General features: G+C 55.1%; 11 protein-coding genes and 1 pseudogene. 5 read left to right on the top strand and 7 right to left on the bottom strand.

The features are described from left to right. Window positions 1-5: 5 nt before the first annotated feature. From DFK18_RS00195 to DFK18_RS00180, 4 genes are all read right to left on the bottom strand, one after another. Window positions 6-2,159 (bottom strand): FAD-dependent oxidoreductase, encoded by a 2,154-nt coding sequence (locus tag DFK18_RS00195; protein ID WP_178006162.1) that lies wholly within the window; start codon window positions 2,157-2,159, stop codon window positions 6-8. Between the two features lie 470 nt (window positions 2,160-2,629). Continuing rightward, window positions 2,630-3,088 (bottom strand): MerR family transcriptional regulator, encoded by a 459-nt coding sequence (locus DFK18_RS00190; RefSeq protein ID WP_114416194.1) that lies wholly within the window; start codon window positions 3,086-3,088, stop codon window positions 2,630-2,632. Window positions 3,089-3,154: 66 nt separating this feature from the next. Then, complete coding sequence (locus DFK18_RS00185; RefSeq protein ID WP_114416193.1) at window positions 3,155-4,642, bottom strand: glycine betaine ABC transporter substrate-binding protein; 1,488 nt, start codon at window positions 4,640-4,642, stop codon at window positions 3,155-3,157. Beyond that, complete coding sequence (locus DFK18_RS00180; protein ID WP_114416192.1) at window positions 4,642-5,370, bottom strand: ATP-binding cassette domain-containing protein; 729 nt, start codon at window positions 5,368-5,370, stop codon at window positions 4,642-4,644. The genes DFK18_RS00185 and DFK18_RS00180 overlap by 1 nt, the downstream gene beginning before the upstream one ends. 238 nt (window positions 5,371-5,608) lie before the next feature. Between DFK18_RS00180 and DFK18_RS00175 the strand changes: the two genes are divergently transcribed. Continuing rightward, a complete protein-coding gene (locus DFK18_RS00175) occupies window positions 5,609-6,646 on the top strand; it encodes an SO_0444 family Cu/Zn efflux transporter (protein ID WP_218563861.1) in 1,038 nt (345 codons plus the stop codon). Window positions 6,647-6,787: 141 nt separating this feature from the next. Here the strand turns inward: DFK18_RS00175 and DFK18_RS14605 are convergent. Further along, window positions 6,788-7,258 (bottom strand): annotated as a pseudogene (locus DFK18_RS14605) (sterol desaturase family protein); the annotation flags it as partial. Between the two features lie 228 nt (window positions 7,259-7,486). Next, window positions 7,487-8,449, bottom strand: a complete 963-nt coding sequence (gene arsS, locus DFK18_RS00165; protein ID WP_114416190.1) for an arsenosugar biosynthesis radical SAM (seleno)protein ArsS — start codon at window positions 8,447-8,449, stop codon at window positions 7,487-7,489. A 348-nt stretch (window positions 8,450-8,797) separates the two neighbouring features. On the opposite strand from arsS, the gene pyp reads away from it, so the two are divergent. The 4 genes from pyp (at window position 8,798) to DFK18_RS00145 (ending at window position 11,628) form a co-directional block, all read left to right on the top strand. Continuing rightward, a complete protein-coding gene (pyp, locus tag DFK18_RS00160; protein WP_114416189.1) occupies window positions 8,798-9,175 on the top strand; it encodes a photoactive yellow protein in 378 nt (125 codons plus the stop codon). A gap of 13 nt (window positions 9,176-9,188) precedes the next feature. After that, window positions 9,189-10,424, top strand: a complete 1,236-nt coding sequence (locus DFK18_RS00155; protein WP_114416188.1) for an AMP-binding protein — start codon at window positions 9,189-9,191, stop codon at window positions 10,422-10,424. Between the two features lie 113 nt (window positions 10,425-10,537). Continuing rightward, window positions 10,538-11,317, top strand: a complete 780-nt coding sequence (locus DFK18_RS00150; RefSeq protein ID WP_114416187.1) for an HPP family protein — start codon at window positions 10,538-10,540, stop codon at window positions 11,315-11,317. Continuing rightward, the gene (locus DFK18_RS00145) at window positions 11,314-11,628 is read left to right on the top strand and encodes a hypothetical protein (RefSeq protein ID WP_114416186.1); all 315 of its coding nucleotides are present in this window, start codon (window positions 11,314-11,316) and stop codon (window positions 11,626-11,628) included. The genes DFK18_RS00150 and DFK18_RS00145 overlap by 4 nt, the downstream gene beginning before the upstream one ends. 101 nt (window positions 11,629-11,729) lie before the next feature. Here the strand turns inward: DFK18_RS00145 and DFK18_RS00140 are convergent, their stop codons facing one another. Next, entirely contained in the window at window positions 11,730-12,938 is a 1,209-nt protein-coding gene (locus DFK18_RS00140; RefSeq protein ID WP_114416185.1) for a D-amino acid dehydrogenase, read from the bottom strand. Window positions 12,939-13,077 lie beyond the last annotated feature (139 nt).

Below are 13,077 nucleotides of genomic sequence, written 5' to 3'. Positions count from 1 at the left end.
GGGATTCAGGATTTTCGTCGCCAACGATGATAGATGGCCAGCCAACGCAAAACACGCTGAGGGGCATGGGCTTTTTTCCAGTTACCCGCTGCAAACTTGTTGGCCTCGGTCAGGGTCGGGTAGATATGAATCGTGCCCAGGAGTTTATTCATGCCCAATCCATGCTTCATGGCCAGAACAAATTCAGCAATCAAGTCACCAGCCTGGGCTCCCACCAGGGTCACGCCTAGAATCCTGTCCTTGCCCGGAGGGGTCAGGACTTTGACAAAACCATAGGCCTGTCCATCAGCCAGAGCCCGATCCAGATCATCGATGCCATAGTGGGTCACTTCATAGGCAATGCCCTTTTCTCTGGCTTCCTTTTCGTTCAAACCCACGCGGGCTACTTCAGGATCGGTAAAGGTGGCCCAGGGCAGATAGGAATAATCCACTTTGAAGCTTTTCAGGTGGCCAAAGAGGGCATTGACGGTGGCATGCCAGGCCTGATGAGAAGCAGCGTGGGTTAATTGATAGGGGCCCACCAGATCACCACAGGCAAAAATATTAGGGTAAAGCGTTTGCAGATAGGCATTGGTTTCCAGGGTTTGACCCGCTTCCGGTAAGAGACCCAGTTCTTCCAGACCATAACCCTTGAGTCGAGGCTTGCGACCCACAGCGACCAAGAGGCGATCAAAGGCCAGCGCCACCTCTTCACCTTCAGGGCCAGTCGCAATCAGATACTGTTGCTGGCCACGCTTTTCGATCCGTACAGCCTGATGACCCAGTTTGACCGCCACTCCTACGGCCTGCATTTTTTCAAGCACAGCGTGACTGGCATCGGTATCCTCACGCGGCAGGAGCTGCTCACCCCGCTCGATCTGGGTCACCTGGGACCCCAGACGCTGAAAAGCCTGGCTGAGTTCACAACCGATGGGGCCACCCCCCAGTACCAGCAGCCGTTGCGGCAGTTCACGCAGCGACCAGAGATTATCGGAGGTCAAATAATCCACACTATCCAGTCCCGGTAAATCCGGCACCAGGGGTTCAGCACCCGTCGCCAGAATAATACTGCGACTGGTTATCCGCTCGACCTCACCGGTGTTCAGGGTTACTTCCACTTCCCAGGGCGAAAGCAAACGTGCCTGCCCTTCTTTCACTTCCACTCCCAACCCTGTGTAGCGCTCCACGGAATCATGCGGCTGAATCTGCTGAATCACCTGCTGAATGCGTTGCATGACCTGCTCAAAATCCACCTCGGGCTCCCGGCTTGGTAAACCCAAGTGATCGGCTGTACGCATTTCCTGGGCCAGGCGAGCCGTGCGCAACAGGGCCTTGGAAGGAACACAGCCCGTATTCAGACAATCACCCCCCATCCGGTTTTTTTCTACCAGAGTCACCCTGGCTTTGACTGCTGCGGCAATATAGGCCGCCACCAGGCCCCCACTACCAGCGCCTATGACCAGCAGATTGGTATCAAACTGGCGTGGACGCTGCCAGCGGCTGAAGACCTTGCAGCTTTGAAACCACTGCAATAGCCTGCGTGCCAGCAACGGAAAAAAACCGAGCAGAGCAAAGGAAAGCAACAAGCCAGGAGAAAGAATATCGCCAGGGCTCTCGATCTGTGCTAACTGGGTACCGGCATTGACGTAAACCAGGGTACCCGCCAGCATGCCCAACTGACTGACCCACCAGTAGGTCGCCACGCGAATTGCGGTCAGCCCCATCACCAGATTGATCACAAAAAAGGGAAAAGCTGGCACCAGACGCAGGGCAAAAAGATAGAAGGCACCTTCCTTTTCGATGCCGGCATCCAGCTTCTGCATGCTGCGGGTCATTTTCTGCTGGACCCAGTCACGCAGCAGGAAGCGGGAAACCAGCATGGCCAGGGTTGCCCCCAGGGTGGAAGCAAAGGAAACCAGCAGCACGCCCCAGGCCAGACCAAAAATAGCGCCAGCGGCAAGAGTCATAATGGCTGCACCGGGTAAAGACAGCGCAGTGACTCCGACATAAAAAAGAAAAAAGAGGCCACTCAGCAACCAGGGACGGGCATCGCGGAAATTCAGAAGTTCAGCCTGCTGGGCCTTGAGCTGATCAAAGGTCAAAAGCTCCAGCCAGCCCAGTTGCCAAACCACCACGACCAGAGCCAGAACAGCCGTTAACAACAGAAGTTTTTTCAACATGCCCGATCCTTTTTTATCAATTGATTCTAGCTCTTAGTCTCTGCAAGCACACCGATATTACAGCTCTGTGCTGTTTTTTTGACAAATTCAATTAATATAACTAATCTAAAAATGCAGTATCGACTAAAGAAATTTATGGAGAAGAAGATGTCCAAGACCAAGAAGAAGCTGAAAGAAAAAGTAGCCAAGCAGGAAAAGAAACTGAAAAAGCTGAAGAAGCAGCTGAAAAAAGCCTAAGAAGCCTCTAATTAACGTAATGAGCGCAGGTTAGGGCTGAATTTATTCCTGATAAATTCCAGCACTTCCTACATCCGTGTAGGTCGCCAGCGAAATTGAACGAGAAAGCAGAGTTTACAGTGGGTAAATGAGCATTTTGAGATCAATTTCAACGCAGTATGAGCAAGTGCAATAGTTAATCAGAGGTTTCCTAAGCTTTTTTAATAAAAAACCCGGCCACCTTCCGGGTTTTTTTATGGATTCTGATCACGGATTGAACCCAGCCTTGATTCCCTGCCACCCTCTTTCTCACTGGACTCAAACAGGGTCTTGATAATCCGGCATTCGGCAATTTTCCCTCCCCGGCACTGGTGCACGACCTCTTTGAGTTCATCTGCCAAGGCTTGCAAAGAAGCAATACGTTCTTCCAAAGCCTGCAGATGACGACTGGCCAGATCGTCCGCAGCCGTGCAGTCGGCATCCGGATGGTCCGACAAGGCCAGCAGTTCACGGATCGCTTCGAGTTCCAGCCCCAGCTCACGACCATGGCGGATAAAGGCCAAACGCTCCACATCCTCCGGGGTATACAAGCGATAGCCCTGTTCACCCCTTTGAGGTGGTGATAACAGACCCAGTTTTTCGTAGTGACGCAGGGTTTCTCGCGAACAACCACTGCGCCGGGCCACTTCACCGATTTGCAAAACAGCTGACATCCACTTCTCCAACCCTGTAATAGTTTGAGGGCTAGCTTAGTCACAGCCGGTTCACCTAACAAGGCATTAGGCCTTGGCTTGTACCCCCCGCAAGTGGGCTGGAATCCAGCGGCGTTCAGCCAGGTTAAACAGCAATTCGGTGATAATCGCCATCAAGGCTGCCGGAACCGCCCCATAGAGCACCAGGGTATGATCATTTAAAGCCAGGCCGGTGACGATGGGTTCCCCCAAGCCTCCGGCTCCGATAAAGGCCGCCAGGGTGGCTGTGCCGATATTGATAATCGCCGCCGTCTTGATCCCCACCAGGAGGTTGGGAGCGGCCAGAGGCAGAAGAATATGCCTGAGCTGCTCACTGGCCGTCATCCCCATCCCCGAGCTGACCTGGACCAGCAGCGGATTGATGGTCAGCAAAGAGGTAATCGCCGCCCTGACGATCGGCAGGAGGGAATACAGAAATAGCGCGATAATGGCGGGTAAAAAACCGATGCCGAACAGAGGAATCATCAGCGCCAGCAGAGCGATGGAAGGGATGGTTTGTAAAAGACCAGCCACATAGAGCACGCCCTGAGAAAGACGCGGACTGCGATAGACCAGAATGGCCAGGGGTAGCCCCACCAGACAAGCCAGCAGCAAGGCCAGGAGGGTCAACTGCAAATGCTCCAGCAGATTGGTGCCCAGCTTATCCCATTTACGCCCGGAAGCCTGACCTTCACGACCAGCATCCAGCAGGCCTTCTTCTTGCAGAAAGTCTTCGGCTACCTGGGCAAAGCTGCCTTCCTGGGTGGCAATCCGGGCGTTGAGGGCCTGCATACGAGTTTCGTCAAGAAGACCGGCCAATTCCGACAGGCTGGCCTGGGCTCGGGCGGACAGGCTGGCCCTGGCCAAGGGTAGCGCCAGATACTGGGGAAAATAATCCAGATTATCGTCCAGCAATACCAACTGAAAACGCTCCAGATCCCCATCCGTGGAATAGGCGTCGGTCAGGTCGATGCGATCGGCATTGATGGCTTCATAAGCCAGACCGTGTTCCACCCCGCGCGGGGTGAAAGGCAGACCATAACGCTCCTTGAGACCGGGCCAGCCATCATTACGCTGGATAAATTCATGGGAAAGCCCCAGGCGCAGCTGCGGATGCTCGGCCAAATCACCGATCCGCTCTATGCCTAGCTCTTCAGCCTGGGACTGCTTCATGGTCAGGGCATAGGTATTGTTAAACCCCAGAGCTGGCAGAGCGATCAGATCCACTTCCTGCAATTCGCGGTTCAGGCGAGGCCGACCCGGCGTCGAATCCAGCTCCAGCAGGCTTAACGCCAGGGTGCCAGTGTATTCGGGATAAACATCAATTTCCCCGCTCAGCAGTGCCTGCCAGGCAACGGAGGTACTGCCCAGGCCCAGTTGCCGTTCCACCTCGAACCCGGAGGCTTCCAGTTTTTGTGCAAAGATTTCACCCAGCAGGCGTCCTTCACTATCCAGCTTGGAGCCAACAGTCAGGGTTGCTGCCGGTGCCAGACCTGCCAGGAGCCAAGCCATCAAAAAAACCAGCAAACGTTGCATCAGCGTGCCTCCAGCAGGCGAGCCACCTGTTCATTGGCGGGTTGGCGAACCACCTCCTCCGGGACCGCTGCCTGGAGGACTCGACCAGGCTCCAGAACCACCAGATAGTCAGCCAGTTTCAGCGCTTCCTGCATATCATGGGTGACCAGCACGACACTGCGTGCCTCGGCTTCCTGCAAGGCCTGGAAACGCGAATGCACATCCACCCGGGTAATGGGGTCCACGGCAGAAAAGGCTTCATCCAGTAGCAGCAGGGGCGGGTCCAGCATCATGGCCCGGCAAAGCCCGACCCGTTGGGCCTGGCCCCCGGAAATTTCGTGGGGATAGCGTTCCAGAAGTGCCTCATCCAGATACATAAACTGGAAGAGTTTACTGATGCGCTGAGCCATGGCTGCCTCACTCCAGCCTTCCAGACGAGCCATCACGGCGATATTGGCAGCCACCGTCAAGTGCGGGAAAAGCGCGATCTGCTGCACGGCATAGCCGATTTTACGGCGAATCCTGGGCAGGTCGCGGTAATCCAGAGGTTCACCAAAGACCCGCACCTGACCGGCATCCGGCTGCAGCAGCCCATTGATCATTTGTAAAAGCGTGGATTTACCACAGCCACTGGCCCCCACCAGAGCCGTGACCTGCTGGGCCGGGAGTTCCAGATCCAGGCCTTCAAAAAGACGCTGGTTGGCAAACCCCTTGTGGACTTGAGAAAACTCGACACTCTGATGGGTCATGCTTGCTAAGACTCCTGACGTCCGGGTCGGACAGGCAATAACCTGCTTCCAGCCTAACAAAGGCCAAAGGAGTCTTTAACCTAGATGAATTCAGGCAGAACGCAACCTGTGTTTTACTTTTTTGGCCCGCAAGCTGGTCAACTCACTGAGAGGGACGAAGGATTCAGCCTTGACCCTGTAATGATTACAGGGTTTAAGCTAAGCAGTAATCCCGAAACCAATAAACGAGGTGATGAAGATGCAGGAGCTGAATTCGATTTTAAGCCTTGCTCTCAGTGCAGCGCCCTGGTTGCTACTTGGCTTGGTGGTGGCTGGGCTGATCAAGGCCTGGCTGCCGGAAAGTCTCCTGCAACGTTGGATGGGCGGTCAGGGATTGGCCAGTATCCTGCGGGCAGCTATTATCGGCATGCCTTTGCCCCTGTGTTCCTGTGGTTCTATTCCGACGGCACTGGCCCTGCATCGTGGCGGAGCCGGTCGCGGCCCCACCACCTCTTTTTTGATTGCCACCCCCGGCGTGGGCGTGGACTCACTGTTGCTGACCAGCGTGCTCCTGGGCCCAGTGATGACCCTGGCACGTCTGGTGGGTGCCCTGGTTACCGCCATAACCACCGGCTGGCTGGTCGGTCGCACCTGCGAACCTGCCGCTGGCGTTCAAACCGAAGCAGCCAATAAAAGCTGCTGCTCAAAATCCGGTTGCTGTGATGAAACGCCCGCAGCGCCTCCTACAGGGACGAGTGCCAAGCTGCGCCAGGGACTGGTTTATGCCTTCAGTGATCTGCTCGATGACATCAGCCTCTGGGTTTTTGCCGGGCTGCTGCTGGCAGGTGTGCTGGTCACCTTCCTGCCACCGGAAACCCTGGCCGGGGTTCAGGGCGATTTCTGGCCGCTGCTACTCATGGCCCTGGTGGGTATCCCCCTCTACATCTGCGCCACGGCGGCGACTCCCCTGGCTGCAGGTCTGCTGTTAACCGGCATTTCCCCAGGCATGGCCCTGGTATTTCTACTCGCTGGACCGGTGACCAGTCTGGCGACCCTGGGGGTACTGCGCCGGGAACTGGGTAGTCGCGCGCTGAGCGTCTATCTGCTCTCGATTGTCTCGGTCAGTGTTCTGCTCGGTTGGCTGCTGGATCAGCTTCTCCAGTTTTTTACCTGGAACCCCGTCGCCCAGGCCACCGGTGTTCAGGAACTCCTGCCCGCGCCCCTTGAAGGGATCGCTCTGGCCCTGCTGGTGTTGATGGCGATTAAACCGCTGCGCAAACGCCTCTTCGGCTTCTGATTGACTCCCCCCGCCAGGTGAGCGAAAAGGCATCATCAGCAGGGAGACCAGGCCCAGACGCGTCTGATCACGATAGGGTGCCAAGCCCAGATCCATCTGCAAATGCCCGTCCCTGGGTGCCTGGGTATAGGTGCCCAGAAGACGATCCCAGACAGAGAGGAAAAAACCAAAATTGCTATCGGTTTCCTGACGATAGACGGAGTGATGGATACGGTGCATATCCGGGGTAATGATAAACCAGCGCAGCACCTGCTCCAGCCGGGGATGCAGGCGGATATTGGCATGGCTGAACATGGAAGCCGCATTCAGCAGTGCCTCGAACACCAGGACAGTCAGCGGATTCAAGCCCAGGGCAGCCACGACCAGCACCTTGTAAATCAGTGACAGCAGGATTTCCAGCGGATGAAAACGCAGCCCGCTGGTAACATCCAGATCCAGGTCAGCATGGTGTACCTGATGCAAGCGCCAGAAAAACGGCAGGGCATGAGCCAGGACATGCTGCAGGTAGATCGCCAGATCCAGTAGCAGCAGGCCCACCAGGAAGGTCAACCAACCCGGCCAGTCAACCAGATTGAGCAGCCCCCAGCCCTCGCTCTGGGCATGCACAGCCATGAGCACCGCCGCCGCTCCCAGGGTCAGGCGCTGCAGGATCACATTCAGGCCGATCAATCCCAGGTTGATGCCCCAGCGGGTTTTACGGGCTTCCCGCCAGCTACGCTTGGGCCGCCAGAATTCCAGGCTGGCCACCACCAATAAAACCAGTAAAAAAATGCCCAGCCGCAAGGCTGCTTCCCAGGTCATGAATTGATTCCTCGTTGCTTGCTTCTTAAGGGGTCGGCCTCATGACAAGGCACCACCACAACTACTGCCCTGACCGGCAGTACAACCATAACAGTGCTCGGCGACACGAATGGGCTCCCCTTGCAGGGAAGCATCCAGAATATCCTTCAGGTAGACCCCGTCACGCGCCTCGCCCAGGGGCAAGCCCAGTTGCTGATTGAAATCACAATCATACACCTGGCCACGATAATCCACCGAAAGGGTGTTGCGGCACATCACTCCGGGCAGGGTGGCCAGATTGTAGCTCTGCTTGAGCAAATCCATATAGGCATCAAACTCGCCCCGGCTAATCAGAGTGCTGCCAAAGCGCTGGATGGGCATATTCGCCAGCGTCAGCAGACGATTGAAACGGATACCGAAATGCTCGTAAAGCTCCTTCTGGTAGGCTTCCTGTAGACCTTCCTGGGCAGGCGGCAGACTCGGTCCCAGGGGGTTATACACCAGACTCAGCTGCAGGCCGGAACCCTCCTGACCATAGCCCAGGGCATTCAGCTGCTTAAGCCCGGCCAGACTGGCCTCAAAAACCCCGTCTCCCCGTTGTGCATCAACATTGGCTGCCGAATAACAGGGCAGGGAAGCCACCACCTCAACCTGCTGCTCAGCCAGAAATTCAGCCGTCGTTTCCTGCCCTGGCTCACTGAGAATCGTGAGGTTACAGCGATCGATCACCTTAACCTGACGTTTTCTGGCTTCCTCGACCAGCCAACGAAACCGGGGGTGCAATTCTGGCGCCCCACCAGTGACATCCAGAGTATGAATGCCGGGATGACGGTCCAGCAGTGCCAGAAGTAAATCCAGGGTTTCCTGGCTCATCGCCTCCTTGCGTTTGGGACTGGAGGCCACATGGCAATGCAGGCAGGACTGGTTGCAGGTCAAGGTGAGATTGGCCTGCAACACCTCCAGTTCTCCCCGGATTAGAGGGGGAAAATCCGTTGCAATCAAGCGGGGAAGCATAGCGTGCATGGAAGGCTCCTGATTCTTGTACAGAGTTGTTTTGTCGTTTTTACCCAAGGCATCTTACAGCTAACAAGCGTTTTATAGCAGTTTAGTGGATGCAACAACCAACACAAAATAACTGTACAAATATTTAACATAAACCTATGCGCACCAGTCTTAGTTGAACAAGAATTTCACCGACAAAGAAAAGTAGTAGGCCAGGCCTGACAGCAGGCGCCCATCTAGCCAAACAATCCCGGTCAGGCCTGCTAGGCTTCAAAGCTAGCCGGTTAAGGCTTTTTGATACAAACCCCTTCCGGCTTTTCTATACACTGGTGATAATTTTGTTTATCTCACTGTTATGCAAGGGTTTATATGGAGTTATTGTCTTTTGATTCCAGCAGTCTGGAAAATGTCCTCTCGAAAATGACTGCGGAAGAACTGGATGAACTGGCCTTTGGTGCCATACAACTCGACGCAGAAGGTACTATCCTTCAATTCAACGCCACTGAAGCGGCCATTACCGGTCGCCAGCCGGAGCAGGTCATCGGCAGGAATTTTTTTCGCGATATTGCCCCCTGTACTGACCAGCCGGAATTCAAGGGGCGTTTTGATGAAGGTGTTGCCCAGGGACGCTTGAACGTCATTTTTGAATACACCTTCGATTATGTAATGCGCCCGACCCGGGTCAAAATTCACATGCAAAAGTCTGCCCGTGAAGCCAGCTTCTGGATACTCGTCAAACGGCTTTAGCTAAGGAGCGACTATGGCCAGCATGGACCTGAGCCGAAACAGCCTTTTGGAGATTATAAAATCACTGGTTGCCGATGAGCTGAGCCAATTGCGCAAGTCTCAGCCCAGACAGCTACTGACCGAAGACTGGGATGCGCAAACCTGTTTTTACCGCCAGCGGGATGCTGGCTACTGCACCACGCTGGAAGCCGATTCCCTGGAAATTCTGGCGCTGGGCAGTCGGGTTGCGCAATTCTTCCAGATTCATGAATCAGGACTGGAAGACTACCTGCTGCGCTATAACAGCCTGGGCCAATGGGCCGAGGTGATAGCCACCGCCCGTAAAAGGGGCAGCCGTCATCTTACCTTCACCACCTCGGGCAGTAGCGGCCAGCCTCAAGCCAGTGAACACGACTGGGATCAATTGATCGGTGAAATCCAGTTTTTCGATAGCCTCTTCACTGCCCTGCTGCAACAGCCGCTAAAAAGAGTGGTGGCCTTGGCCCCCTGCCATCACATCTATGGTTTTCTTTTCTCTGTGCTCTTGCCGGAATACCTGGGCTGTCCGGTCATCAGAGGACAGGAAGCCCTGGCTCTGGCATCCACTTCCCAACTTGAAGCCGGTGATTTGATCGTTGGTTTTCCCTTTGCCTGGCAACAACTGGCCCGAACCTCTTCGCGTTTTCCTGACGGTCTACTGGGCCTCACCTCGACCGGCCCCTGTGCTCCTGAAGTCTTCCACCAACTACAGAGCCAGGGCTTACAGATGATGGAAATCTATGGTGCCACGGAAACCGCCGGGGTGGGCTTTCGCTCCGACCCCCAGGCTCCTTATCGCCTTCTACCCCGCTGGCAGCCCTGTACCCGTGACACCCACCTGCTTCTGGATATCCAGCGCCACCAGCGCTACCCCCTGCAGGATGAACTGGAATGGGTGGATCAGCGCCACTTTTACCCTTGTGGGCGCCTCGACCAGGCTGTTCAGGTAGGCGGCATCAATGTTTACCCTCAGCGCATTGCCCGCCTGCTGGAAAGCCTTCCGGAAGTTCATGAGGCCCGTGTGCGCTTGATGACAGCAGCCGAAGGTGACCGGCTCAAAGCCTTTATAGTTCCGGCAGCAGCAGATACCAGGATCACCGAACTGCAGGAACGTCTGGAAAGCTGGTGTCTGGAAGCCCTGCAAAACGAGGAAAGACCCAAGGCGTTTACTTTTGGTGTCGCCCTGCCAAGTTCTTCCCTGGGTAAAGAGCTGGACTGGCCGCTGGAATAAACCCGCCTTTATAAGCTTAAAGACCCATAAATCAGGCAGATGGCTTGCCCCCCCTGCTGCAGCTTTGTATGCTTTAAACTTCCAATATTTTTCAGTAGGTAACCGAGGCCAGAATGCAGAACTTCTTCAGCCAGCTTGGCCATTTTCTGGGCGTTGACAGAAATTCCACCTCCCACACCGAGAAGCTGATTTCCATCACCGGCGTCTTGGTGGGCCTGATCACGATTCACGAGATCTCCAGCTGGTATCTGGAAGACAGCAGCTCTTTACTGATGATTGCCTCCATGGGCGCCACCGCCATTCTGATCTTCGGTATGCCTCACGGTGCCCTGTCACAACCCTGGCCGGTTATTTGCGGCCACATGATCTCGGCGGCCATCGGTGTCACCCTGAGCCGCTTTTTTCCCAGTGACTGGTGGACCCCTTCACTGGCGGTGGCCCTGGCCATGGGCAGCATGCATTATCTGCACTCCATTCATCCTCCCGGTGGCGCTACAGCCATGGTAGCCGTGGTCGGTGGTGAACAGATTCAGGAAATGGGTTACCAATACCTTTTGACTCCGGTCTTCATGAACGTGGCCAGCCTGATTCTGGTGGCGATTATCTTTAACAGTTTTTTCCCCTGGCGCCGTTACCCTGTCTCGCTGGCATTGATTTCGCGTACTGAACCACCACTACCCAAGAATTTTACTGCCGACCCTGAGCCGGAAGATTTTGACAAGGCCTTGGCAGAACTGGACTCCTATCGAGATATCACCACCGAAGAGTTGCATGAGCTCTACCAGCAGGCCAAGTACCAGGCCTCTTTGAGGGTAGAGAAAGAAGTTCAAGCCAAGCGCCTGGAACAACCCCAGAGTCTGCTGAGCCGACTGAAAGACAAGATAAAACGATGAAAGCGCCGCAATTAGAGGATTACCAACAACTACTCGAGCATTATGCCGAAGCCATCAAAAGTCAGACGACTCCCCGGCTGGAGCTGGTGTTTGCCCGGGTCATGCGCATGCTGATCCAGCCCTCGGATTTTAATGCCAGTCTACCCCAGCCCTTTGTAACCACGGCCAGGCGTTATCTAGCCAAAAAGCCCGATGCCCTCAGCCACCTGCGCGACCCGGAAGTGCAACAGTTTTTCCTGAGTGATCTTTACGACTTTGTCCAGCTCAAGGCCCTGCGTAAAAAGCGCTCTCCGGCTGCGGGCACAGATTAAAGAGCCTCTGATCAACGTGATGAGCGCAGGTTATAGGTCGCAGCGCATTAGTTAATCAGAGGTTTCTTAAAGCTCGGGTCCCGGCTTTACAGTCTTCGATATCAACGCAAACTATCAGCCAGCATTTCCGCAGTGGCTGCCGCCAGTGTCCAGCCCAGATGGCCATGACCGGTGTTGTAATAAACACTGGGGTATTTACCGCGTTTAACCAGCGGCATCATATCCGGCGTCATGGGCCGCAAACCTGTCCAGGGCACCACGGATTCAGTCGATACTCCAGGAAAGAAATCCTCCACCCAGCGGATCAATGGACGGATGCGATCATCCCGTATATCGCGGTTATATCCATTGAACTCGGCCGTACCCGCCACCCTCAGGCGGGAAGCTCCCAGGCGGCTGGAAACCAGCTTGTGGGCTTCATCCAAAAGGCTGACGTTGGGTGCAGCTTCGCGGCTGGCCTTGTCCTTGAGATCCAGGGTGATGGAATAACCCTTGACCGGATAGATGTTCAGCTTGTCATCCACCTGGGCTCCCAGTTCACGACTGGCAGTGCCGGCACAGATCACCACCCGGTCATAGCTTTGCGTATGAGTACCCGAAGGAGAATGGGAGGTTACCCAGGCCTGTTTTTCATCGGCCAGGAGCTGATCCACCCGGGTCTGGTAATGAATCTTGCCACCCCGCCGCTCACAGGCGGTCGCCAATCCCTTGGTAAACTTGTGAATATCGCCGGTGGCATCACCGGGCGTGTAGTAGCCGGCATGGAAGTGACCATGCAAGGTGGGTTCCAGGCGGTGAATATCCTCGGCCGTGACCGGGTGCCTTTCCAGCCCGGCCTCGGTCAGAAGGCGCTGAATTCTGGCTGCCTGCTGGTATTCTTCACGGCTTCGATAGACATGCAGGATGCCTTCTTTTTTCAGGTCAAAATTGATCTTTTCTTCCCGTGCCCAGGTAAAGAGGTGTTCACGTGCCTGCAAAGCCAGACGCACGGTTTCACAGGTGTTGTCATCGTGTTTGGGCAGTGCAGCCACAAAAGCGGCCATCCAGGATAGCTTGTGCCAGGAAGGCTTGGGATTGACCAGTAAAGGAGCCTCCTGGGTAAAAATCCAGCGCAGTCCCTTGAGCAGGGTGGGCAGGGAATTCCAGACTTCGGCATTACTCGCCGATAGCTGGCCACCATTGGCGTAGGATGTTTCCATGGCAGCATAGCGGTGGCTTTCATAGAGAGTCACCTCATAGCCCCTGCGCAGCAGGGCATAGGCGGTGGTCACCCCGGTAATACCACCTCCGATTACGGCAATCGTCTGCATAGAACCTCCGGTCAATCAGTTTAACCTTCAGTTTAGCGAAAAAAACTCAGTTTGTTGGACTGATTAAAATCAAAAAAACAGAATTAAAAACCAAACAAATAACCAAATTCAGGATGAATGACTAACCATTTCCTTGAAC

Source organism: Marinospirillum perlucidum (assembly GCF_003336805.1).
Classification (GTDB): Bacteria; Pseudomonadota; Gammaproteobacteria; order Pseudomonadales; family Halomonadaceae; genus Marinospirillum; species Marinospirillum perlucidum.
The sequence above is the reverse complement of the archived record's forward strand: the minus strand, read 5'-3'. Positions and strand labels throughout refer to the sequence as shown.